This window comes from Streptomyces sp. NPDC007929, from assembly GCF_042959065.1.
Classification (GTDB): Bacteria; Actinomycetota; Actinomycetes; order Streptomycetales; family Streptomycetaceae; genus Streptomyces.
The window spans coordinates 243909-266086 of the sequence record NZ_JBIBKD010000003.1 but is presented as its reverse complement, the minus strand read 5'-3'; the positions used below and the strand labels follow the sequence as shown (position 1 = coordinate 266086).

The window sequence follows — 22178 nt, the reverse complement described above, 5'->3', positions numbered from 1 at the left end:
GGTGAAGTCGTGCGGCGGGCAGTGCTGTCCGGGCGTACGGTCGAAGGCATGCGCATTGTCATCGCTGGTGGTCATGGTCAGATCGCGTTGCGGCTCGAGCGGCTGCTCGCCGCGCGCGGGGACGAGGTCGCGGGGATCATCCGCAAGGCCGAACAGGCCGACGATCTGCGGCAGGCCGGTGCCGAACCGATCGTGCTCGACCTGGAGTCGGCGTCCGTGGACGAGGTCGCGGAGCGGCTCAGGGGCGCCGACGCGGCGGTCTTCGCGGCGGGCGCGGGCCCGGGCAGCGGGGTGGCCCGCAAGGACACGGTGGACAAGACCGCGGCGGTCCTCTTCGCGGACGCGGCGGTGAAGGCGGGCGTACGGCGCTTCGTGATCGTGTCGTCCATGGGCGCCGATCCGCGCCATCAGGGGGACGAGATCTTCGACGTGTATCTGCGCGCCAAGGGCGAGGCGGACGCGTATGTGCGCGGGCTCGACGCCCTGGACTGGACGGTCCTGCGGCCCGGCCGGCTCACCGACGACGCCGGTACCGGTCTCGTCCGTCTGGAGGCTCGTACGGGCCGCGGCCCGATCCCGCGCGACGACGTGGCCGCCGTACTGGCGGAGCTGGTGGACACGTCCGCGACGGCCGGACTCACGCTGGAGCTGATCAGCGGGCCCGCGCCGGTTTCGGTGGCGGTGAAGTCGGTGGCGGGGAACTGAGGACTTCGGGGCGGGTACTGACGACTTCGATGGCGTTCGGGGTGGGCTGCTGGCGTCGGTCTGCCCGGCCGTCTCGTCAGGGCCTGCCTAGAACAGGGGTAGCTGGCCAGGGAAGTCCGGGACCGTGTAGCCGTCCAGTGAGGGTTGTTCGGGGCCAGGGCGGGCCTGGCGGCGGGAGCCCGGGCACGAGGTGAGTTCACCGTGCTCGCGGGCGCCGGGCGGGTCGTGGCGCGCGTACCGCCCGGCGACGACGGCGATCTCGCGGCGGCACTCGGGGCAGACTCTGCGGCGGGAGGACATGGGGCAAGTGTGCCGCGCGGGTGGGCCGGACATGCCTCTCCCCTGCGGAGGGCTCCCTTTCAGTGGCTTCACTCAATCAGTCGGCGGCCCGGGGCGGGATTCCCGTGCGGGGCCGTGTGCTGGGGGCCGACCGGGCCGCCGTCGGCGGGGCCGCGGTGACGTTGATCTCGCTGGGCGAGTTCACGGTCACCGACCTCGGGCCGGGGCCCGTGACCCTCGCGGGCAACTCCCCCAAGCACCGGCCGCCGGCCCAGGTCGTCGAGATCGGCGCGGCCGGGGCCACGGCGGGGCGTGAACGGCCACGACATCGAACTCGCCCACGTCGGGGAGTAGGGGCGGGGTGGGGCGGAGGGGGTGGGTGGGGTGCTCCGCCCCGCGCCCCCTGCGCCCGTCGGCCGTTCACGGATCGCTCAGCCGGTGCGGCCGGTGTGCTCGGTGTGCTCGGTGTGACTTTTGCGCTCGGAGTGGTCGGTGTGGCCGGTTGCCGTTCCGAACCATCGCGGCAGCCGGTCGAGCAGGTCCTGCTGGTTCTCGCCGACCCAGGCCACGTGGCCGTCCGGCCGCAGCAGCACAGCAGGAACGTCGAGCTCGTCGCTGACGTCCACGACGTGGTCGATCCGGTCCGCCCAGCCCGCCACCGAGAGTCCGCCGCCGGTCTGGTCGAGCAGCAGTCCACGGCCGCCGCGCATCCGCTCGTAGAGGCGGCCTCGCTGTCGCAACCGCACGTCCCGCAGCCTCCGGCCGAGCAGTTCGTGGCCGTCCCCGAAGTCGTAGCGGACGTCGATCGCGGTGATCTTCTCGATCAGGTGCCGGTTCACCTCCTCGAAGTCCATCAGCTCCGCCAGCAGCCGGCGCACGGCCTGCGGTCCTGGTTCGGGCGACAACAGCTGCATCTGTGCACGGGTGTTGTCCAGCACGGCGGCGGCCACCGGATGGCGTTCGTCGTGGTAGCTGTCCAGCAGGTCGTCCGGTGCCCAGCCGCGCAGCTCGGCGGCCAGCTTCCAGCCGAGGTTGAACGCGTCCTGGATACCGAGGTTGAGCCCCTGCCCGCCGGTCGGCGGGTGGATGTGCGCGGCGTCGCCGGCCAGCAGCACCCGGTCCACGCGGTAGCGCTCGGCCAGCCGGGTGGCGTCGCCGAAACGGGAGAGCCAGCGCGGGGAGTGCACGCCGAAGTCGGTGCCGGCGAACGCGCGCAGTTGCTGCTTGAACTCGTCGAGGGTCGGCGGAACCGTGCGGTCCTCGGCAACTCCCTCGGCGGGCACGATGACCCGGTGCACCCCGTTCCCCAACGGCATGGCCCCGAACCGGAACTGGGTCTTGCGGACCTCGGCCATCACGGCCGTCAGCTCCTGCGGCGACGCGGTCAACTCCATCTCGCCCAGCAGCGTCTCGACCCTGGAAGGCTCGCCGGGGAAGCCGATCCCGAGCAGCTTGCGCACCGTGCTGCGGCCGCCGTCGCAACCGACGAGGTAGCGGGAGCGCAGCCGCGTGCCGTCGGTCAGTTCGGCGGTCACACCGTCGCCGTCCTGGCTCAGCCCGACGAGTGCGCGGCCGCGGCGGATCTCCGTGCCGAGATCGGCGGCGTGCTCGGCCAGGAGACGGTCTGTGGCGGGCTGCGGGATGCCGAGGACGTAGCCGTGTGTGGTGTCCAGCCCGTCGGGTTGCGGCTTGGTGAGACCGGCGAAACCGCCGATCGGATGCGTCTTGCCCTCGGCGAGGAACCGCTCCAGCAGGCCACGCTGGTCCAGCACCTCGATGCTGCGTACGTGGAGACCGAGCGCGCGGACGTTCGGAGGCGGCTCCGCGTCCCTTTCCACTACGAGCACGTCGACGCCGTGCAGCCGCAGTTCTCCGGCCAGCATCATTCCGGTCGGACCACCGCCGGCAATGATCACATCAATCAAGACAGACCCCCGCTTTCGCCTGTTCCTGGCTTCAGGTCGGAGAATTCTGCGGCACAACGGGGGCCTTGCCGCAAGACCCCCCATGCGCTATAGGTTGAGAGTGGCGAGGAGTTGGTGAGTTGATGACTCCTTGCCTTTCTCATTCCCTCTCTTCTCTTATGAGAGAGGCGCTGCTGCGGCTCAGTAACCGGTGGCCAGGTCCAACGTCCACCAGGGCCCCCCGCGGCCGTTCGCGACGCCGACGCCCGCGTGGATGTAACGGCAGGTCAGGATGATGTCCCGGTGCTCGGGACTGTCGATCCAGGTGCGTACGACGGACTCGGGGGTGCCGGGGCCGGCGGCGATGCTCTCGGCGATGTAACCGGGGTGGTATCCGGCGTCCCGCATCCGGGCGGCCGGACTGCTGCCGTCACTGCCGGTGTGGGTGAGGCGCTGCTCACGGGCCATGTCGGCACTGTGCCTCTGGGCAGCGCGGTTGAGTGCGCTGCGGAGCCGCAGTGGTCTGCAATCGGCCCGGGCGCGCTGCCGGTTGACGGCGTCGACGACACCGGCTGCCGTATCGGCACGGACCTGGTCCGGACGGGTGTGGCTGTCCCAGGGCCGGACCAGCCCGGGTTCGGGCGCGGGCAGGGGCAGGGGCAGAGGCAGGGGCAATTCGGCAGAGGCGAAAAGGGTGACCCCCAGGGCGAGCGCGGCCCTGCCTATCCCGATCATTCATTCCCCCTTCTTTTCTCGGCGTACCGCTCACTGCGTCACGCCTTCCTCGCTCTGCGTGTCGCACGGAACACGCTAGTAATTCCCTTGCCTGTTGCCGCGCCCAGCGGTTCATTCGGAGTAACGGCACAAGCCGGTCTCCGAGGCGGCCGGTCGTCGGTCAGGCCGGGCTGGGCCGGTGCCGTGAGGGGGAGGGGGACGACAGGGCACCTCACCCGGCCGCGAGGGTTCGTGGGGTGGGCGCGAGGATCGAGGGCTGAGCCGAGGGCCGGGCAGCCCTTTATGACCTTCGTCACGGAAGCCCGCTGCGGTCCGAACTGGGGACTCGATGGACTGTGCGCGGAGACAGTCGGCGATCTTCGAGCCCACCCGGACAGCACCCTGAACGCAACGAAGAGACCCCCTCCGCTCTGCGTTTCCGCAGTTCGGAGGGGGTCTTCCCCAGTGTGGCGGCGCCAGGATTCGAACCTGGGAAGGCTGAGCCGGCAGATTTACAGTCTGCTCCCTTTGGCCGCTCGGGCACACCGCCGGGGGTTGCTGCCCGTCGAGCCGCTTTCCGCGGCGCTCCGTGGCAACGACGTAAACAATACCTGATGCGGAGGGGTGCTCCGCCACCCGGTTGATCGGCGCTCGGAGGGCCACGGGTGACTAGGCTTGCCGGATGCGGCCCGGGACCTGAACGGGCCCTGCGACCGCCCTCATACGCCGGTACGCACGATACGCACCCCGATACAAGGAGCCACAGGACATGGCCGACTCCAGTTTCGACATCGTCTCGAAGGTCGAGCGGCAGGAGGTCGACAACGCACTCAACCAGGCCGCCAAGGAGATCTCGCAGCGCTACGACTTCAAGGGCGTGGGTGCCTCGATCTCGTGGTCCGGTGACCAGATCCTCATGGAGGCGAACTCCGAGGACCGGGTGAAGGCCATCCTCGACGTCTTCCAGTCCAAGCTGATCAAGCGGGGCATCTCGCTGAAGGCTCTGGACGCGGGCGAGCCTCAGCTCTCCGGCAAGGAGTACAAGATCTTCTCGTCGATCAAGGAGGGCATCTCCCAGGAGAACGCCAAGAAGGTCGCGAAGACCATCCGCGACGAGGGCCCCAAGGGCGTGAAGGCGCAGGTGCAGGGCGAGGAGCTGCGGGTCAGCTCCAAGAACCGTGACGATCTGCAGGCCGTCATCGCCCTGCTGAAGGGCAAGGACTTCGACTTCGCCCTGCAGTTCGTGAACTACCGGTAGGTCTGGCCGGTAACTACCGGTAGGTCTGGCCGGTCGTCGGTCTCCCGCGGTCCGTACGGATATCAGGAAGGGTGGGTGCCGCCGGTGCCCACCCTTCTCGGCTGTTTGCGGCTCCCGGCACGACTGGTGGCTCGGCCAATCTGAGGCTGCCCCGCCCATGGCTCGACCAGTCCGTGGCTCGACCCGCCCATGGTTCGGGCGCTCGACCGGTCCGTGGCTCGACCGGTCCGTGGCGCCCTCAGTCGCGGGAGTTTCCGAACAGCAGCCGGTAGGCGATCAGCAGGACGAGGGATCCGCCGATCGCCGCTGCCCAGGTCGCACCGTCGTAGAAGCCCTTGGTGATCGGGTGGTCCATCCAGCGAGCCGATATCCAGCCGCCGATGAACGCGCCCGCGATGCCGATCAGGGTGGTGCCGATGAGGCCGCCCGGGTCGCGCCCCGGCAGCAGGAACTTCGCGATGGCTCCGGCCAACAGTCCCAGAATGATCCAGCTGATGATGGTCATACCGTGAACCTGCCCTTTCATGCTGTGCCCGCACGGTCCCGGCATGTGATCTTGCTTTCGGCCAGACCAGGCTCGTGCGTCGTACGTCGGGCGCTCCGAGCGCGGCCTCTTCGCCCCGCGCGTTCACGCCGTATTGGTGGGGAGGACGTCCGGCCAGCGTCTGCCGGTTGCAGTGATCAGTAGGGTGCGACGCATGTCAACCTCAGGTCCCGGGCTGCGCCGCACCCTCGGCGTGGGTGACGCAGTCGTCATCGGACTCGGCTCGATGGTGGGGGCCGGTGTCTTCGCCGCTCTCGCACCGGCCGCCCACGCCGCCGGCTCGGGACTGCTCCTCGGGCTCGCCGTCGCCGCCGTGGTCGCGTACTGCAACGCCATGTCGTCGGCTCGTCTCGCCGCCCTGTATCCCGCCTCGGGCGGCACCTATGTGTACGGGCGGGAGCGGCTCGGGGATTTCTGGGGGTATCTCGCCGGCTGGTCGTTCGTGGTCGGGAAGACGGCCTCCTGTGCGGCCATGGCGCTCACCGTGGGCACATACGTCTGGCCCGAGCAGGCGCACGCGGTGGCGGTCGCGGCCGTGGTGGCGCTGACCGCGGTGAACTACGGCGGCGTCCAGAAGTCCGCATGGCTGACGCGGGTGATCGTGGCGCTGGTCCTGGCTCTCCTCGCTTCCGTGGTGGTGGCTTGTCTGGTGTCGAGTGAGGCTGATGCAGGGCGGCTGGACATCGGGGCCCCGGGCGGGGCGGCCGGGGTGCTCCAGGCAGCCGGCCTGCTGTTCTTCGCCTTCGCCGGGTACGCGCGGATCGCGACGCTCGGCGAGGAGGTACGGGACCCGGCGCGCACCATTCCGCGCGCGATCCCGCTGGCGCTGGGCATCACGCTGGTGCTGTATGCCTGTGTGGCGGTGGCCGTCCTTTCGGTACTCGGGGCGGGCGGTCTCGGGAACGCGACAGCGCCGCTGGCCGACGCGGTGCGGGCGGCCGGGGTGCCCTCGCTGGTGCCGGTGGTGCGGGTCGGTGCGGCCGTGGCCGCGACGGGCTCGCTGCTCGCGCTGATCCTCGGGGTGTCGCGGACGACGCTGGCCATGGCCCGGGATCGGCATCTGCCGGGGGCGCTGGCCGCCGTGCATCCGCGGTTTCAGGTGCCGCACCGGGCGGAGCTCGCCGTGGGTGCGGTGGTCGCGGTCCTGGCCGCCACGGTGGACGTGCGCGGCGCGATCGGGTTCTCCTCCTTCGGTGTGCTGGCGTACTACGCCGTCGCCAACGCGTCGGCCTGGACACTGTCTTCGGCGCCGGCGGCGCGGCTGGTGCCGGTGGTGGGGCTGGTCGGGTGTGTGGTGCTGGCGTTCTCGCTGCCCGGGGTGTCGGTGGCCGTGGGCGCGGGGGTGCTGGCGGTGGGGGCGGTTGCGTACGTCGTGCGGGGGCGGATGAAGGGCGGGGCGGAGACGGGGTAGGACCGACGGTGGCCCTTCGCTACGGGCCGGGGTGGGGACGGGCGCAAGGGGCCAGGGATGGATGGGCGGAGGGCGGGTCGGGCCTTCAGGAGCCTCTCGAACCGAGTGCCGTCGAGCCTCGTGACCTGGTTCTCTTGGCGCTTGTCACCGACGCCGCAGACGCGCAGCGCGAGATGGTGGTCTCCGGGCCAATGTTGTGGTTCCTGGCCGTCATACGGGTCGGCAACTGCTCGATCGCGGTCATGGGTTCATGATGCAGACCGCCACTGACAATCGGGCGGGCCTGTGGATAACCCGAGACCTGTGGAGAGAGGGGACGTGGCCGGAGGGCCTGCGCTCTTCCGTCAGCGCACCGCGAACGGTTCGTCGGTCCGCACGATGTCGCGGCCGAGCGGGAGCAACGACACGGGAATGAGCTTGAAGTTGGCGATGCCCAGCGGGATGCCGATGATGGTGACGCACAGGGCGATGCCGGTGGCGATGTGGCCCAGGGCGAGCCACCAGCCCGCCAGCACCAGCCACAGCACGTTGCCCACGCAGGACGGGGCACCCGCGTCACGTCGCTCGATCGTCGTGTACCCGAAGGGCCACAGGGCGTAGACGCCGATGCGGAAGGCCGCGATGCCGAACGGGATACCGATGATCGTGATGCAGAGCAGCAGGCCCGCGAGCATGTAGGCGAGGAACAGCCAGAAGCCGCTCAGGACGAGCCATATGACGTTGAGTATGGTCCTCACTGGTTCCCACCTGCCATCTTCTCGAGCCGGGCGATACGTTCCGCCATCGGCGGGTGTGTGGAGAACATCTTGGAGAGGCCCTGACCGGGCCGAAACGGGTTGGCGATCATCATGTGGCTGGCGGTCTCGATGCGCGGCTCGGGCGGCAGCGGGAGCTGTTTCGTGCCCAGTTCGAGCTTGCGCAGGGCGCTGGCGAGGGCGAGCGGGTCGCCGGTGAGCTGGGCACCGGAGGCGTCCGCCTGGTACTCCCGGGAGCGGCTGATGGCCAGTTGGATGAGCGAGGCGGCGAGCGGGCCCAGGATCATGATCAGCAGCATGCCGAGCAGACCGGGGCCGTCATCGTCGTCCGAGCGTCCGATGGGGATCAGCCAGGCGAAGTTGACCAGGAACATGATGACGGAGGCTAGGGCGCCTGCCACGGACGAGATGAGGATGTCCCGGTTGTAGACATGGCTCAGCTCGTGGCCGATGACGCCGCGCAGCTCGCGCTCGTCCAGCAGGCGAAGGATGCCGTCGGTGCAGCACACTGCGGCGTTGCGCGGGTTGCGCCCGGTGGCGAAGGCGTTGGGTGCTTCCGTCGGGGAGATGTACAGGCGCGGCATGGGCTGGCGGGCCTGGGTGGAGAGCTCGCGGACCATGCGGTAGAGCGCCGGGGCCTCGAACTCGCTGACCGGGCGGGCGCGCATGGCGCGCAGTGCCAGTTTGTCGCTGTTCCAGTACGCGTACGCGTTGGTGGCCAGTGCTACCAGGACGGCGATGACGAGCCCCATGCGGCCGAAGAAGCTGCCGATGACGATGATGAGTGCGGACAGTCCTCCCAGGAGGATCGCTGTCCTGAGCCCGTTGTGCCGGCGGTGCACGGTACGCCCTCCTAGTGGTGCGGCGGGGGGACCCTTGCTTGCTGTGTCTGCGGTGCCACTGGTGCCGCGTCTCACGTCCCAGTGGACCTTCCCGTACTGGTCAACGCCAGGCGGGAGGCTCTAGTTCCCTTGCGTGTGCGGCGGCGGGTGTGGACCGTCCGGGTGACGGCGCCGGGAAGCGGCACGCGCGCGTGGGGGCGAGTGCCCCACGCGCGCGCGGTGTAAGCGGCCGGTTCCTGGAGGGCCCGGTCCGTTGCTGAAAGCCCGGCGGCAGGCCGTTCAGAAGAGCCCGGTGTCGGTGAAGCGCAGGACGAGCTGGGGTGCGCCGGACAGCGCGATGCCGAGGACGCCGGTCAGGGCGATCGCGGCGGTGACCGGGCCGGGAACGCGGTGCTTCTCGGGTTCGCCGTCGGGGGCGCGGAAGAGCAGGGCCGTCCACTGGAGGTAGTAGAAGAGCGCGATGACGACGTTGACGGCCATGATCACGGCCAGCCAGCCGAGATCGGCGTCGACGGCGGCCGAGAAGACGGTGACCTTGGCGAAGAGGCCGATGATGCCCGGCGGAAGCCCGGCCAGGCACAGCAGGAAGAACGCCAGGAGCAGCGCGGACAGGGGGCTGGAGGCATACAGGCCGCGGTAGTCGGCGACCCGGTTGAGGACCTTCGTCCTGCCGACGAGTGCCGCCACGGCGAAGGCTCCGAGGTTCACGGCGGCGTACATCAGGGCGTAGGCGACGGTGGAGCCGATCGACTTCTCGGCGTCCCCGGAGTACGCGGCGGCGGCGATCGGGACCAGGAGGTAGCCGGCCTGGCCGACGGAAGACCAGGCGAGCAGCCGTACCGCGCTGTACGCGCGCGTGGCCTGCTGGCGGAGGGCTCCGACGTTGCCCACGGTCATGGTGAGCGCGGCCAGGGCCGCCAGTGCGGGGCCCCACACATCGGCGTACGACGGGAGGGCTACGACGGTGACGAGGATCAGGCCGCTGAAGCCCACCGCCTTGCCGATGACCGACAGGTAGGCCGCGATCGGCAGGGGCGCGCCCACGTAGGTGTCGGGCACCCAGAAGTGGAAGGGCACGGCGGCCGTTTTGAAGGCGAATCCGATGAGGGTGAGGACGACTCCGGTCTGGGCGAGCGTGTGGAACTGCCCGTCGACGTTCTGGATGCGGTCGGCGACCTGGGTGAGGTAGAGGGTGCCCGTCGTGGCGTACACGAAGCTGATGCCCATGAGGCTGACCGCGGTCGCGGTGACGGAGGAGAGGAAGAACTTCAGGGCCGCCTCGGAGGACTTCCGGTCGCCGTACTTGAGGCCGACCAGCGCGAAGGCGGGCAGGGAGGCGACCTCCAGGGCGACGATCAGGGTCGCGAGGTCGCGGGAGGCGGGCAGGAGCGCGGCGCCGGCCGCGGAGGACAGCAGCAGGAACCAGTACTCGCCCTCGGGGAGGTTTTTGCGGGCGTCCTTCAGGGTGGTGACCGACAGAAGGGCGGTGAGGAGGGCGCCGCCGAGGACCAGGAACTGGATGACCAGGGTGAAGCGGTCGGCCGTGTAGCTGCATACGGCGGCGTCGCCGGTCAGGCAGAAGGTGCTGCGGTCGCCGTCCAGGAGGGGCAGGAGCATCGCCGTGGCGGCGGCCAGGCCCGCCACCGACGTCCAGCCCAGCAGCGCCTTGCGGTGCTCGGCAACGAACAGGTCGGCGACCAGGACGGCGAGTCCGACGACGGCCACGATGGTGGGCGGGGCGATCGCGAGCCAGTCGACGGACTGGACCAGCGAGGCGGCCAGGGGCTGGGCCGGGGAGCTCATCGGGTGCCTCCTGCGAGGAGCTGCTGGACGGCCGGGTCGCTCAGGCCGAGGAGTGCCTTGGGCCACAGGCCCGCGATGACAGTGAGGGCGACGAGCGGGGTCCACGCCGCGAACTCGTAGGAGCGCACGTCGGCGAGTTTCGGGGTGTCCTTGGGCAGCGCGCCCATGCAGACGCGGCGGACCACGATCAGCAGGTACGCGGCGGTCAGCAGGGTGCCGAACGCGCCGATAGCCATGAAGGTGAGGAAGGCGGGGCGGCTGAGACCCTCCGCAGGCTGGAACGCGCCGAACAGGGCCAGCATCTCCCCCCAGAAGCCGGCCAGGCCGGGCAGGCCGAGCGAGGCGACGGCGGCGAAGGCGAGCAGGCCACCGAGGCGCGGGGCCTTGCCGTAGAGCGCGGCTCCGGTCTCTTCGGCGAGGGTGTCGAGGTCGGTGGTGCCGGTGCGGTCCTTCAGGGCGCCGACCAGGAAGAAGAGCAGGCCGGTGATGAGGCCGTGGGCGATGTTGGCGAACAGGGCGCCGTTCACGCCGGTCGGGGTCATGGTGGCGATGCCGAGCAGGACGAAGCCCATGTGGCCGACGGAGGAGTACGCGATGAGGCGCTTGAGGTCGCCCTTCGCGCCCTGCTTGGCGAGGGCCAGGCAGGCCAGCGATCCGTAGATGATGCCGACGACGGCCAGGGCGGCGAGGTAGGGCGCGAAGGTGCGGAACCCGTCGGGCGCGATGGGGAGCAGGATCCGGACGAACCCGTACGTACCCATCTTCAGCAGGACCCCGGCCAGCAGGACCGAGCCGACGGTCGGGGCGGCGGTGTGGGCGTCGGGCAGCCAGCTGTGCAGCGGCCACATCGGCGTCTTCACCGCGAGCCCGATCCCGATCGCCAGAACGGCGATGACCTGCACGGATGTGGTCAGCGACCGGCCGTTGTCAGTGGCGAGTGCCACCATGTCGAACGTGCCCGCCTTGATTCCGATCAGGAGCAGGCCGAGCAGCATGACCACGGAGCCGAGCAGCGTGTACAGGATGAATCGCCACGCGGCCTGGCTCCGGCCCTCGCCGCCCCAGCGGGCGATGAGGAAGTACATCGGGATGAGGACCATCTCGAAGGCGAGGAAGAACAGCACCAGGTCGAGGACGGCGAAGGTGGCGAGTGTGCCGGACTCGAGCACCAGCAGCAGGGCGACGAAAGCCTTCGGAGTCGGCCCCGCGGGCATCTTGAAGTACGAGTAGAGCGCGCAGAGGAAGGTCAGCAGCGCGGTCAGGACCAGGAGGGGGAGGGAGATGCCGTCGATGCCGAGGTGGATGCGCACGTCGAGTGCGGGGATCCAGCTGATGTCCGTGCTGGCTTGCATCTTCGACGGCTGGTCGTGGTCGAAGCCGAGCGCGAGGACGATCGCCGCGATGAGGACCGCGCCGGTGACGGTGACGCCGTGCCGGAGCACGGCCTGCTCGGGTGATGTCCCCTTCAGCCCGGGCGGGGCCGGCAGGAGAGCGGCGGCGGCGCCGAGGAGCGGCCCGACGACGATGAACGCCAGGAGGAACTGCATCACGGACTCGTTGATATCGATCACGCCTGCTCACGCTCCCGTGGCGGCGAGGACGACGGCGACCGCGAGGACGACGGTGCCGGCGAGCAGCGCGCTCACATAGGTCTGGACGTTGCCGGTCTGGGCGCGTCGTGCGGCGGCGCCGAGCCAGCGGGGCAGCGCACCCGCGCCGCGGACATAGGTCTCGACGACCTCGCGGTCGAGGAATCGGACGAGACTCGCTCCGGCCTGGACGGGGCGGACGAAGAGAGCCGTGTACACGGCGTCCAGGTGGAAGCCCGCGGCGGCGTGCCGATGCAGGGGGCCGAGCAGCAGGCGCCCCGGGTCGGCGGGGTCGGGCGCGTAGGCGATGTCTCCGTAGGCCGGCTCGTGCGTGGCGATGGCCTCCGCCTCGACCTGGGCGGCGTCACCCTGCGGGTGGGCCGCGACGGCGCCGAGCGGAACACGGGTGGTGAGCGCGGTGGTGTGCCGCCAGGCGGCGTAGGTGACGATGCCGCCGACCAGGGCCACGCCCGTGCCGAGCACGGAGGTGGTCAGGGTCGGCGCGAGGTCGCGGCCGTCGAACCAGTCGGGCAGCAGGCGGAACGCGAATCCGCCGAGGGCCAGGGAGGGGATGGCCAGCACCCACAGCACGACGGTCATCGTCAGGGGCTGCCGGCCGTGGTCGGGGGCTTCGACGCCCCGGCCCCGGAAGGCCAGCAGCCACAGGCGCATCGCGTAGGCGGCGGTGAGTACGGCGGCGACGAGACCGGCGACGAGGACGATCCAGCCCGCCGCGGCAGGGGCGTGCTCGGTGTGGCCGGTGACCACGTGCTCGGCGACGCCGAGGACGGCTTCCTTGGAGAAGAAGCCGCTGAACGGCGGGATGGCGGCGAGGGCGAGCAGCGCGACGGTCATCGTCCAGTAGGCGTCGGGGACGCGGTCGCGCAGGTTCCGCATGCGGGACATGGCGGCGAGCGAGTTGGTGCCGGCGGCGTGGATGATCACGCCGGCCGCGAGGAACAGCAGCGCCTTGAAGGCGCCGTGGGACAGGAGGTGGAAGACAGCGGCCCCGCGGTCGCCGACGGCGAGGGCGCCGGTCATGTAGCCGAGCTGCCCGATCGTCGAGTAGGCGAGGACGCGCTTGATGTCGTCCTGGGCGAGCGCGGCGAGCGCCGAGCCGGTCATCGTCACGGCGGCCATGACGGCGAGGACGACCATCGCGGCCTGGGAGGTCTCGAAGACCGGAAGGAGCCGGGCGATGAAGTAGACACCGGCGGCGACCATCGTCGCCGCGTGGATCAGCGCGGAGACGGGGGTCGGGCCGGCCATCGCGTCGGGGAGCCAGGTGTGCAGCGGGAACTGCGCGGACTTGCCCGCCACACCGGCGAGGAGCAGCAGGGCGATCAGCGTCGGGTGCTCGAGTCCGCCGCTCGCGACGGTGCCGAGGATCCGGGTGACACGGAACGATCCGGCGTCGGTGGCCAGGGCGAACAGGCCGATGAGGAAGGGGACGTCGCCGAGTTTGGTCACCAGGAACGCCTTGAGGGAGGCGGCGCGGGCCTCCGGGGTCTCCCAGTAGTGACCGACAAGGAAGTAGGAGCAGATGCCCATGACTTCCCAGCCGACCAGCAGCACGATCAGGTCGCCGGAGTAGACGACCAGGAACATCGCGGAGGTGAACAGGGAAACGAGCGCGGCGTAGGAGGGGTAGCGCGGGTCGTCGCGCAGATAGCCCGTCGAGTAGATCTGCACGCAGGAGGCGACCAGGCCGACCAGGACGGCGACGAGCGCGGCGAAGCCGTCGATGTGCAGGGCGAGCTCGATCGGCACCGAGCCGGTGGGGGTGAGTTCCGTGGCCGAGTCAACGGCCGCGCCGCCGCCCTGGCGTACGGCGACCAGCGCGGCGAGCACCAGGGAGGTGAGCGTCGGCAGGACGGCGAGCGGACGGACGAACCCGGGTGCCGTGCGGCCGAGGAGCAGGCCGGCGACGGCGCCGAGGAACGGAAGGAGGGGGACGAGGACGGCGAGGGTGGTCGTGGTCACGCGGTGGCCTCAGCCTTCTGGGCCTCGTCGGACTGCCCGGGCGTGCGGGCGTCGTCGGGGTCGTCGGGGTCGTGCCGCTCGGAGGTGTCGCGGAGTTTGTCGATGTCCGCGGTGCCGCGGTTGCGGTGGACGGCGAGGACGATCGCCAGGCCGATGCCGATCTCGGCTGCCGCGATGGCGATGGTGAACAGGGTGAGGGCCTGGCCGGAGTGGAGGGTCTCCTCGGCGGTCCTGCTGAGCCAGACGTCGAAGGCGACCAGGTTGAGGTTGACGGCGTTGAGCATCAGCTCGACCGACATCAGGACCAGGATCGCGTTGCGGCGGGCGAGGACGCCGTACAGGCCTGTGCAGAACAGGAGCGCGGAGAGCACGGCGGGATAGGCGAGGTGCATCAGCGGCCACCTTCCTGCTGCTCGGACCTTTCCGAACTTTCTGCGACCGTTCGGGAACTCTCGGTGACAGCCGGAGCGTTCATGGAGGGAGAGCTCGAATCCGCCTTGGCCTTGCGGGACAGGACGATCGCACCGACCAGGGCGGCGAGGAGGAGGACGGAGAGGGCCTCGAAGGGCAGGACCCAGTTCTGGAAGAGGCTGGCGCCGGTGGCCTCGGTGGAGCCGGCGGCGGGGCCGTCCAGGTCGATCCAGGTCGTGCGGAACGCGTCGACGACGACCCAGACCAGGGCGGCGGCAGCGGCGACGGCCACGGCGAGGGCGGCCCAGCGGTTGCCGGAATCGGCGTCCGGGGAGCGGCCGATGGGGGCTCTGGTGAGCATCAGACCGAAAAGGAGGAGGACAACGACGGAACCGACATAGATGAGAACCTGCACCCACGCGATGAACTCGGCGGTGAGCAGGAGGTATTCGACGGCGAGACCGCCGAGGGTGACCACCAGCCACAGGGCGGCGTGCACCAGCTGCCGGGTGGTGACGGTGACGAGGGCGGCGCCGAAGGTCACCAGGCCGACCAGGAGAAAGGCGATCTCGACTCCGGTCGGGGAGAGGAAACCGTGGCTTCCGGCGCCGGCGCCGGGGGCCGGGGCCGTCGCGAGAAGAGCGGAGCTCATGGCGAGGGTCATGGTGAGCCCTCCTGCCCGAACTTCGACTGATCGGGCTTCGACTGGTCGGGAGTCGGCTGATCAGGCTTCGACTGATCGGGCTTCGGCTGGTCGGGAGTCGCGTTGCGTGGCTCGGTGCGGCCCGGCCTCGGCTGGTCGGTCTGCTGCTTGGAGTCGCCCTGGGGACGGGTGGGCTGCTCGGCGGCGCGGGCCTGCTCGTCGGCGTGGGGCTCGGTGGCCGGTGGGGCCTGCTGGGCGGCGAGTTTGTCGGCGGTCTTGCGGGCGGCGGCGAGTTCCTTCGGTTCCTCCGCGCCGAGGTCGAGGGCCGGCGGGGCCGGGACGGTCCACATCCACTCGCGGAGCTTGTCGCGCTCGTGCGTGAGGTCGCGGATGTCGGTCTCGGCGTACTCGAACTCAGGGGACCAGAACAGGGCGTCGAAAGGACAGACCTCGATGCAGATACCGCAGTACATGCACAGGGAGAAGTCGATGGCGAAGCGGTCGAGGACGTTACGGCTGCGCTCACGGCCGCCCGGGGTCGCCGCCGGGACCGTCTCCTTGTGGGAGTCGATGTAGATGCACCAGTCAGGACACTCGCGGGCGCACAGCATGCAGACCGTGCAGTTCTCCTCGAACAGGCCGATCACACCGCGGGTGCGGGGCGGGAGGTCGGGCTGGGCGTCGGGGTACTGCGCGGTGACGGACTTCTTCGTCATCGTGCGGAGGGTGACGGCCAGGCCCTTGGCGAGGCCACTGCCGGGAAGGGGGGCCATGGTTACTGGATCACCACCTTGACGACGCCGGTGAGGGCGATCTGAGCGAGGGAGAGGGGGACGAGGAGGGTCCAGGCAAGCTTCTGGAGCTGGTCCTCGCGCAGGCGGGGGTAGGTGACGCGCAGCCAGATCACGAGGAAGGCGAGGACGGCGGTCTTCAACAGGGTCCAGACCCAGCCGAGTCCGTCGGCACCCCAGGGGCCGTGCCAGCCGCCTAGGAAGAGAACGGTGGTGAGGCCGCACAGGACGACGATTCCGGCGTACTCGGCGAGGAGGAAGAGAGCGAAGCGAAGGCCGGTGTACTCCGTGTAGGCACCGAAGATGATCTCGGAGTCGGCGACGGGCATGTCGAAGGGCGGACGCTGGAGTTCGGCGAGGCCGGCCACGAAGAACACGATCGCGCCGACGATCTGCCAGGGCAGCCACCACCACTCGAAGGCGTCGAGGATGCCGGGGAGGGAGACGGTGCCGGCCGCCATCGCCACGGAGGCGGCGGTCAGCAGCATCGGCAGCTCGTAGGCGAGGAGCTGAGCGGCGGTGCGCAGGCCGCCGAGGAGGGAGAACTTGTTCGCGGACGCCCAGCCGGCCATGAGCGAGCCGAGGACGCCGACGCCCATGACGGCCAGGACGAAGAAGACGCCCGCGTCGATGACCTGACCGACGGCGCCCTCACCGGGACCGACGGGAATGGCGAGCAGGACGAGGAGGTACGGCAGGAGGGCGACGGCGGGGGCGAGTTGGAAGATGCGGCGGTCGGCGCCCGCGGGGACGACGTCTTCCTTCTGCGCGAACTTCACGCCGTCGGCGATCAGCTGGGCCCAGCCGTGGAAGCCGCCGGCGTACATGGGACCGAGGCGGCCCTGCATGTGGGCCATCACCTTGTGTTCGGTCTGCCCAATGACCAGAGGGAGGGTGAGGAAGACGACGAAGACGATCAGGAGTCGCAGGGCGACGTCGAGCACGTCGTTCACTGCGGGCCTCCTGCGGGGTCCTCGGGGTTGTCTGCGTTATCCGCGTTATCCGCGTCATCCGCGTTATCTGGGCTTTCGGGGCCCTCTGAGTTCGCCGGGTCCCGAGTCTCCGGGGCGTCCTTGGATACCTGCTTCTCGGGTGTGCCCGAGGGCTCCGGTGGGGCCGGGTTCTCAGGCGTTCGCGAGGACTGTTCGTCGAAGGCCGGGCGGGCGTGGTGCCAGGGGGCGTCGGAGGTCGGGGGCGCGGAACCGCCGCGCTGCTGACTCGCCGATCCCTGCGACGCCGAGCGGTTGCGCCGGGGGCCCGCCGCAGCCGGAGGCGTCGACTCACCCGGCGTGGACTGGCTCGCCGAGCCCTCGGCGGCAGAACGCGTCCGACGCGGACCGGCCGGAGTGCCCGTACCACCGGCTGGAACCCCCGCACCACCCGCCGTAGCCACCGCACCACCCGCCGGGGCTCCCGCACCACCCGCTGGAGCTCCCGCATCACCGGTCGGCGGTTCCTCACGGACCGGCGGGGTGCGCGCGCTGTCGGCCGCGGACTGGCTCGCGGAGCCTTGCGACACCGAGCGTGTTCGGCGTGCTGGGCGTTCGCCTGCGGGGCGGGCTGTGCCTCGGGTGGGGCGGTCGCCTGCTGTGCGGCCGGCGCCTCGGGTGGGGGCGGGCGGGAGTTGGCCCTTGAGGGGGCCCCATTCGTTGGGGTCGGGGACGCCGGGAGGGAGCATCTGGCGGCGCTTGGGGCCGCCGTGCTCCGACTCGCCCGGTTCCTTCGCACCGGGCCAGGCCTTGGCTACGCGGGCGGCCAGGACGAAGTCCTTGCGCAGGGGGTGGCCTTCGAAGTTCTCGGGGAGAAGGAGGTGGTCCAGCGCCGGGTGGCCGTCGAAGGTGATGCCGAACATTTCGTGCGTCTCGCGTTCGTGCCAGGCGGTACCGGCGTAGACGCCGACGGCGGAGGGCAGGGCGGGAGCCTCGTGCGGGACCGTGGTACGGAGGAGGAGGCGACGGAGGGGGGCCAGGGCTGCGACGTGGGCGGTGACGCGGAAGCCCGCGCCCGGTTCGTCAACCGCGCTCAGCCAGTCGAAGTAGGTGCAGCCGAGACGGTCGCGGGCGGTCTCCAGGGCGGTGATCCAGGTGGCCGGAGGTACGTCGACGGTCAGGACCTCGTAGGACTCCTCGGCTGTGGCGTCGGGGCCGAAGAGTTCCTCGGCGTCGGCGGGCAGCCAGCCGACCGCGGTCATCGTCCCTCCCCCGGCGTCGAGTCGGAGCCCGGGCCAGTGTCACGGGCAGGTCCCGATTCCGAGTCCGGGGTGGAGGCCGGGTCGGCGCCCGGGGTCGAGGCCGAGTCGGCGGTCGGTGCCGGGGGCGGGGGCTGTACCAGGCCGCTTTGCAGTGCGGCCGCCGAGGGGCGCCCGGTCTTGCTGCCGTAGCGGTCCCCGAGCGACTCGCGGGCGATCTTCTCCTGGAGCTTGAGGATGCCCTGGAGCAGGGCCTCGGGGCGGGGCGGGCAGCCGGGGACGTAGACGTCGACGGGGATGATCTGGTCGACGCCCTTGGTGACGGAGTAGGAGTCCCAGTAGGGGCCGCCGCAGTTGCTGCACGCGCCGAAGGAGATGACGTACTTCGGTTCGGGCATCTGCTCGTAGAGGCGTTTGACGGCCGGGGCCATCTTGTCGGTGACGGTGCCGGAGACGACCATCAGGTCGGCCTGGCGCGGGCCCGGGGCGAACGGGATGACGCCGAGGCGGATGAAGTCGTGGCGGGCCATCGACGCGGCGATGAACTCGATCGCGCAGCAGGCGAGGCCGAAGTTGAAGACCCAGAGCGAGTAGCGGCGGCCCCAGTTGAGGATGACCTTCATCGGCTCGGGGGCGAGTCGGGCCAGGGCGCCAAGCCGCTTGGGCTCGGGCAGCAGAACGGGCTCGGACACCGAGGGGTTCACGTCCATGCCAGGACGCCCTTCTTGTATGCGTAGAGCAGGCCGACGGCCAGGAAGCCGAGGAAGATGAACATCTCGACCAGGGTCGCCGCGCCGTAGCCGGGGGCGGCGAAGACGGTCGCCCAGGGAAAGAGGAAGATCGAGTCGACGGCGAAGATCACATAGAGGAAGGCGTAGACGTAGTAGCGGACCTGGGTGTGGGCCCAGCCCTCACCGACGGGGTCGACGCCGCACTCGTACGTCAGGAGCTTCTCGGGGGTGGGGACCACGGGCCGCAGCAGGCGGCCGGCGCCGAAGGCGACGGCGACGAACAGCACACCGACGACGGCGAGCAGTCCGACGACCGAATAGGACTGGAAGTAGTCCGCCGCGACGACGGTCGTGGTGACGACGGTCGGTTCCGGCACGTCCGTCCCTCGCTCCCTCAGAATTCGGACCAGTTTCGGACCTGGATCATGCGACGTCGCTGTGACGTCGCCGCGGCTCACGGGGGCGCCGCCGTTCGACGATCTGTACGCACGGGAGTCTAGGCCCTGATAAAGGCAGGGTAAGCAGCCCGTCACGGGCCCGGCACGCGAGGGTGGGGTTTTCCTCAGTTGATCCTGGCGGTCCACCTCATGGCGCCGTCGCCCGGCGCCGGGCACGCTAACGCATATGACCGAACGCATCACGTCCGCGGGGACGACGGCGGCCCGGGGGGCCGCAGGGCAGGACGACCGTCCGCCGCCGGCCCGGTTCGCCTACGACCGGCACACCTGGAAGGAGATCGCGCATCTGCTGGCCAACCTGCCGGTCGCGCTGCTCGGTTTCACCTATGTGGTGACGGTGTTCTCCACCGGTTTCGGGCTGACCGTCACGGTGATCGGGTTTCCGCTGCTCGCGGCGGGGCTCGCGGGGGCGCGGCAGTTGGGCAGGATGGAGCGGGCGCGGGCCCGGGCGCTGCTCGGGGTGCGGATCGAGGAGCCGAGCCGGCTGCGGATGCGGGGTGGGGGCGGCTTCTTCCAGCGTTTGTGGATGCAGCTGAAGGATCCGGTGGGCTGGCGTACGGCGCTGTACGAGTTCGTGCGGCTGCCGTGGGGGGTGCTGACCTTCACGGTCACGCTGGCCTCGCTGTTCGTGCTGTGGCCGGTGCTGCCGTTCATCGCCCGGGGGCTGACCAACGCCGACCGGGCCATGGTGCGGGCGCTGCTGTCGCCCTCCGACGAGCTGGAGCGGCGGATCGCGGAGCTGGAGTCGGACCGGGGGGTCGTGGTGGACACGGCCGCGGCGGACCTGCGGCGCATCGAGCGGGATCTGCACGACGGGGCGCAGGCGCGGCTGGTGAATCTGGCCATGGGGCTGGGCCTGGCCAAGGAGAAGGTGCTGGAGGATCCGGACGCCGCGGCGGCGATGGTCGAGGAGGCGCACGGCGAGGTGAAGCTCGCGCTCCAGGAGTTGCGGGATCTGGCGCGTGGCATCCATCCGGCGGTCCTGACCGACCGCGGTCTGGACGCGGCGCTGTCCTCGGTCGCCTCGCGCTGCACTGTCCCGGTGAAGGTGACGGTCGATCTGCCGGAGCGGCCGGCCGCGGCCATCGAGGGCATCGCCTACTTCACCGTCTCGGAGCTGCTGCAGAACGTCAGCAAGCACAGCCGGGCCAGGTCGGCGTCGGTGGATGTGTGGCGGACCGACACCCGGTTGCTCATTCAGGTGTGGGACGACGGTCAGGGGGGCGCGAGCCTCGACGGCGGTACGGGGATGAAGGGCCTGGCGGAGCGGCTGGACGCCGTGGACGGGCTGTTCGTCCTGGAGTCCCCCGAGGGCGGTCCGACGACCGTCACGGCGGAACTGCCATGGCGTGACCGGTCCGGGGCCACGGGATAGGGGCCGGGAACCCCTGGGCAGGGGCCCCGGGGAAGTGGCCCTGGAGCCCCTGGAGCCCCTGGACAGGGCTCCCTGGCAGGGCCCCCTGGCAGGGCCCCCGGGGCAGGGGTCCCCGGAAGAAGTGGGCCCCCGGGGCAGCGACCCCGAGGTAGGGAAAACCCCCCGTTCGAGACGCCGACGGACTCCATGGTCCGTCGACCTGCGGCGGAGCAGGGTGGAGGTACGGGAGCACAGCCGCGGGACGAGGAGAAGGACGACGCCGATGGCCACGGAGTACGGACAGGGATACGGGCTCGACAGCGGGTCGGGCTTCCCCGGGAGCACCGAACGGCGGCACCGGGTGCCGGCCGTGCTGCGGGCGCCGGTCGAGGGCCGAACCTGGCTGGAGCTCACCCACGTGCTGCTCAGCCTGCCGATCAGCATCCTGCTGTTCACCTACGCGGTCACGATGGTGTCGCTGGGCGCGGGACTGCTGATCACCTTCCTCGGTGTGCCGGTGCTGGCGGCGGGGCTGGCCGGGTGCCGGGGCTTCGGGGCGTTGGAGCGGATGCGGGCGCGGGGGCTGCTGGGCCTGGAGGTGGCCGAGCCGGAGCCGCTGCGGATGCGCAAGCCGGGCATGATGGCGTGGATGGGGGCCGTCCTCAAGAGCGGCGCCTCGTGGCGGGCGCTGCTGTACGCGGTGCTGCATCTGCCCTGGGCGGTGTTCTCGTTCGTTGTCGCCGTGAACGTGTGGGCGCTGGGCTGGGCGTTGCTGACGTATCCGCTGTGGTTCTGGGTGTTCCCGATGTACGCGGGGCAGGACGGGGTGCAGCTGTACGGCGACGAGGCGCACCGGATCTACCTGGACAACCCGTTCGAGATCACGGTGACGGCGTTGGTGGGGCTGCTGTTCACGATCGCCACGCCGTGGATCGTGCGGGCGCTGACGATGGTGGACCGGCTGATGGTGCACGGGCTGCTCGGGCCGTCGCGGCTGGTCTCGCGGGTCGTGGAGCTGGAGTCGGACCGGGGGGTCGTGGTGGACACGGCGGCGGCCGACCTGCGGCGCATCGAGCGGGATCTGCACGACGGGGCGCAGGCCCGGCTGGTGGCGCTGGCCATGGATCTGGGGCTGGCGAAGGAGAAGCTCCAGGAGGACCCGCGGGCGGCCGCGCGCATGGTCGGCGAGGCGCACGGCGAGGTGAAGACGGCGCTCCAGGAGCTGCGGGACCTGGCCCGGGGGATCCATCCGGCGGTGCTGACGGACCGGGGGCTGGACGCGGCGCTGTCGGCGGTGGCGTCGCGGTGCACGGTGCCGGTGCAGGTCGAGGTCGACCTGGCGGAGCGGCCGGCTCCGGCGATCGAGGGGATCGCCTACTTCACGGTGTCGGAGCTGCTGCAGAACGTCAGCAAGCACGCGCGGGCGACATGGGCGGGTGTCGAGGTGTGGCGGACGGAGAACCGGCTGATGCTGCAGGTCGTGGACAACGGCGTGGGCGGAGCAGACGTGGCCCAGGGGTCCGGCCTGGCGGGGCTCGCGGACCGGCTCGACGCGGTGGACGGGATCCTGGTGGTGGACTCGCCGGTGGGCGGCCCGACCCGGGTGACCGCCGAGCTGCCGTGGCGGGGCGAGCACGTGCGGTGACCGTCGCGGGGGCTCGGCCCCCGCGAGCCGTGACAGGGCCGGAGGCCGTCGCCTCCGGCCCCCCATCTTTCCCTCACCACCCGATCGTCCAGTCAAGAAGCCGGTCCCGGCCCCATAGACTCCCCGACCCTGAAATGCTGGACCCGTCGCACGGGTGGGCGGAGCCGATG

At 70.7% G+C, this 22178-nt stretch carries 21 protein-coding genes and 1 tRNA gene; 5 read left to right on the top strand and 17 right to left on the bottom strand.

What is annotated here, in order from left to right:
- Nucleotides 1-48 precede the first annotated feature (48 nt).
- Entirely contained in the window at nt 49-705 is a 657-nt protein-coding gene (locus tag ACFZDE_RS10810) for an NAD(P)H-binding protein (RefSeq protein WP_390993037.1), read from the top strand.
- Between the two features lie 87 nt (nt 706-792).
- Here the strand turns inward: ACFZDE_RS10810 and ACFZDE_RS10805 are convergent, their stop codons facing one another.
- From ACFZDE_RS10805 to ACFZDE_RS10790, 4 genes are all read right to left on the bottom strand, one after another.
- Nucleotides 793-1005 carry a hypothetical protein gene (locus ACFZDE_RS10805; protein ID WP_030839769.1) on the bottom strand — a complete coding sequence of 71 codons (213 nt, stop codon included), beginning with the start codon at nt 1003-1005 and terminating at the stop codon, nt 793-795.
- Nucleotides 1006-1415: 410 nt separating this feature from the next.
- Nucleotides 1416-2909, bottom strand: coding sequence for a rifampin monooxygenase (gene rox, locus ACFZDE_RS10800; RefSeq protein WP_391199375.1), 1494 nt, complete (start codon nt 2907-2909; stop codon nt 1416-1418).
- 180 nt (nt 2910-3089) lie between these two features.
- A complete protein-coding gene (locus ACFZDE_RS10795) occupies nt 3090-3623 on the bottom strand; it encodes a CAP domain-containing protein (protein ID WP_391199372.1) in 534 nt (177 codons plus the stop codon).
- A gap of 447 nt (nt 3624-4070) precedes the next feature.
- Nucleotides 4071-4152: transfer RNA gene (locus ACFZDE_RS10790), tRNA-Tyr, on the bottom strand.
- Between the two features lie 219 nt (nt 4153-4371).
- Here ACFZDE_RS10790 and ACFZDE_RS10785 point away from each other — a divergent pair.
- A complete protein-coding gene (locus tag ACFZDE_RS10785) occupies nt 4372-4860 on the top strand; it encodes a YajQ family cyclic di-GMP-binding protein (RefSeq protein ID WP_390993013.1) in 489 nt (162 codons plus the stop codon).
- Between the two features lie 238 nt (nt 4861-5098).
- Here ACFZDE_RS10785 and ACFZDE_RS10780 read toward each other — a convergent pair whose 3' ends face one another.
- On the bottom strand, nt 5099-5365 hold the full coding sequence (locus ACFZDE_RS10780) for a GlsB/YeaQ/YmgE family stress response membrane protein (protein WP_030839776.1): 267 nt from the start codon (nt 5363-5365) through the stop codon (nt 5099-5101).
- Nucleotides 5366-5558: 193 nt separating this feature from the next.
- Here ACFZDE_RS10780 and ACFZDE_RS10775 point away from each other — a divergent pair, with 193 nt between their 5' ends.
- Complete coding sequence (locus ACFZDE_RS10775; RefSeq protein WP_391199369.1) at nt 5559-6815, top strand: amino acid permease; 1257 nt, start codon at nt 5559-5561, stop codon at nt 6813-6815.
- Between the two features lie 344 nt (nt 6816-7159).
- Here the strand turns inward: ACFZDE_RS10775 and ACFZDE_RS10770 are convergent, their stop codons facing one another.
- The 12 genes from ACFZDE_RS10770 to ACFZDE_RS10715 all read right to left on the bottom strand — a co-directional run bounded on the left by ACFZDE_RS10770 (nt 7160) and on the right by ACFZDE_RS10715 (nt 18928).
- The gene (locus ACFZDE_RS10770) at nt 7160-7552 is read right to left on the bottom strand and encodes a YccF domain-containing protein (protein WP_031108328.1); all 393 of its coding nucleotides are present in this window, start codon (nt 7550-7552) and stop codon (nt 7160-7162) included.
- Complete coding sequence (gene htpX, locus ACFZDE_RS10765; protein ID WP_030839782.1) at nt 7549-8412, bottom strand: zinc metalloprotease HtpX; 864 nt, start codon at nt 8410-8412, stop codon at nt 7549-7551. Before htpX ends, ACFZDE_RS10770 begins: the two co-directional genes overlap by 4 nt.
- 279 nt (nt 8413-8691) lie before the next feature.
- Nucleotides 8692-10215 carry a proton-conducting transporter membrane subunit gene (locus tag ACFZDE_RS10760; RefSeq protein ID WP_391199366.1) on the bottom strand — a complete coding sequence of 508 codons (1524 nt, stop codon included), beginning with the start codon at nt 10213-10215 and terminating at the stop codon, nt 8692-8694.
- On the bottom strand, nt 10212-11786 hold the full coding sequence (locus ACFZDE_RS10755; RefSeq protein ID WP_390993003.1) for an NADH-quinone oxidoreductase subunit M: 1575 nt from the start codon (nt 11784-11786) through the stop codon (nt 10212-10214). The genes ACFZDE_RS10760 and ACFZDE_RS10755 overlap by 4 nt, the downstream gene beginning before the upstream one ends.
- Nucleotides 11787-11792: 6 nt before the next feature.
- The gene (locus ACFZDE_RS10750) at nt 11793-13787 is read right to left on the bottom strand and encodes an NADH-quinone oxidoreductase subunit L (RefSeq protein WP_391199363.1); all 1995 of its coding nucleotides are present in this window, start codon (nt 13785-13787) and stop codon (nt 11793-11795) included.
- Nucleotides 13784-14179: an NADH-quinone oxidoreductase subunit NuoK gene (gene nuoK, locus ACFZDE_RS10745; protein ID WP_390992997.1), complete on the bottom strand. Its 396-nt coding sequence runs from the start codon at nt 14177-14179 to the stop codon at nt 13784-13786. Before nuoK ends, ACFZDE_RS10750 begins: the two co-directional genes overlap by 4 nt.
- Nucleotides 14179-14862, bottom strand: coding sequence for an NADH-quinone oxidoreductase subunit J (locus ACFZDE_RS10740; RefSeq protein WP_390992994.1), 684 nt, complete (start codon nt 14860-14862; stop codon nt 14179-14181). The genes nuoK and ACFZDE_RS10740 overlap by 1 nt, the downstream gene beginning before the upstream one ends.
- On the bottom strand, nt 14859-15614 hold the full coding sequence (locus ACFZDE_RS10735) for a 4Fe-4S binding protein (RefSeq protein ID WP_391199361.1): 756 nt from the start codon (nt 15612-15614) through the stop codon (nt 14859-14861). The genes ACFZDE_RS10740 and ACFZDE_RS10735 overlap by 4 nt, the downstream gene beginning before the upstream one ends.
- Nucleotides 15615-15616: 2 nt before the next feature.
- Nucleotides 15617-16585, bottom strand: a complete 969-nt coding sequence (locus tag ACFZDE_RS10730) for an NADH-quinone oxidoreductase subunit H (RefSeq protein ID WP_391199358.1) — start codon at nt 16583-16585, stop codon at nt 15617-15619.
- Nucleotides 16582-17823, bottom strand: a complete 1242-nt coding sequence (locus ACFZDE_RS10725) for an NADH-quinone oxidoreductase subunit C (protein WP_391199355.1) — start codon at nt 17821-17823, stop codon at nt 16582-16584. Before ACFZDE_RS10725 ends, ACFZDE_RS10730 begins: the two co-directional genes overlap by 4 nt.
- On the bottom strand, nt 17820-18530 hold the full coding sequence (gene nuoB / locus ACFZDE_RS10720; protein WP_391199352.1) for an NADH-quinone oxidoreductase subunit NuoB: 711 nt from the start codon (nt 18528-18530) through the stop codon (nt 17820-17822). Before nuoB ends, ACFZDE_RS10725 begins: the two co-directional genes overlap by 4 nt.
- Nucleotides 18521-18928, bottom strand: a complete 408-nt coding sequence (locus ACFZDE_RS10715; RefSeq protein WP_030234112.1) for an NADH-quinone oxidoreductase subunit A — start codon at nt 18926-18928, stop codon at nt 18521-18523. The genes nuoB and ACFZDE_RS10715 overlap by 10 nt, the downstream gene beginning before the upstream one ends.
- Nucleotides 18929-19175: 247 nt before the next feature.
- On the opposite strand from ACFZDE_RS10715, the gene ACFZDE_RS10710 reads away from it, so the two are divergent.
- Together ACFZDE_RS10710 and ACFZDE_RS10705 are read left to right on the top strand one after the other, a co-directional pair.
- A complete protein-coding gene (locus ACFZDE_RS10710) occupies nt 19176-20384 on the top strand; it encodes a sensor domain-containing protein (RefSeq protein ID WP_390992978.1) in 1209 nt (402 codons plus the stop codon).
- A gap of 262 nt (nt 20385-20646) precedes the next feature.
- Nucleotides 20647-22008, top strand: a complete 1362-nt coding sequence (locus ACFZDE_RS10705; RefSeq protein ID WP_391199349.1) for a sensor domain-containing protein — start codon at nt 20647-20649, stop codon at nt 22006-22008.
- The last annotated feature ends 170 nt before the right edge of the window (nt 22009-22178 follow it).

Coding starts and splice junctions, on each gene's coding strand:
- ACFZDE_RS10810 (WP_390993037.1), top strand. CDS start 49: ATGCGCATTGTCATCGCTGGTGGTCATGGTCAGATCGCGTTGCGGCTC.
- ACFZDE_RS10805 (WP_030839769.1), bottom strand. CDS start 1,005: ATGTCCTCCCGCCGCAGAGTCTGCCCCGAGTGCCGCCGCGAGATCGCC.
- ACFZDE_RS10795 (WP_391199372.1), bottom strand. CDS start 3,623: ATGATCGGGATAGGCAGGGCCGCGCTCGCCCTGGGGGTCACCCTTTTC.
- ACFZDE_RS10785 (WP_390993013.1), top strand. CDS start 4,372: ATGGCCGACTCCAGTTTCGACATCGTCTCGAAGGTCGAGCGGCAGGAG.
- ACFZDE_RS10780 (WP_030839776.1), bottom strand. CDS start 5,365: ATGACCATCATCAGCTGGATCATTCTGGGACTGTTGGCCGGAGCCATC.
- ACFZDE_RS10775 (WP_391199369.1), top strand. CDS start 5,559: ATGTCAACCTCAGGTCCCGGGCTGCGCCGCACCCTCGGCGTGGGTGAC.
- ACFZDE_RS10760 (WP_391199366.1), bottom strand. CDS start 10,215: ATGAGCTCCCCGGCCCAGCCCCTGGCCGCCTCGCTGGTCCAGTCCGTC.
- nuoK (WP_390992997.1), bottom strand. CDS start 14,179: ATGCACCTCGCCTATCCCGCCGTGCTCTCCGCGCTCCTGTTCTGCACA.
- ACFZDE_RS10740 (WP_390992994.1), bottom strand. CDS start 14,862: ATGACCCTCGCCATGAGCTCCGCTCTTCTCGCGACGGCCCCGGCCCCC.
- ACFZDE_RS10735 (WP_391199361.1), bottom strand. CDS start 15,614: ATGGCCCCCCTTCCCGGCAGTGGCCTCGCCAAGGGCCTGGCCGTCACC.
- ACFZDE_RS10725 (WP_391199355.1), bottom strand. CDS start 17,823: ATGACCGCGGTCGGCTGGCTGCCCGCCGACGCCGAGGAACTCTTCGGC.
- nuoB (WP_391199352.1), bottom strand. CDS start 18,530: ATGGACGTGAACCCCTCGGTGTCCGAGCCCGTTCTGCTGCCCGAGCCC.
- ACFZDE_RS10710 (WP_390992978.1), top strand. CDS start 19,176: ATGACCGAACGCATCACGTCCGCGGGGACGACGGCGGCCCGGGGGGCC.
- ACFZDE_RS10705 (WP_391199349.1), top strand. CDS start 20,647: ATGGCCACGGAGTACGGACAGGGATACGGGCTCGACAGCGGGTCGGGC.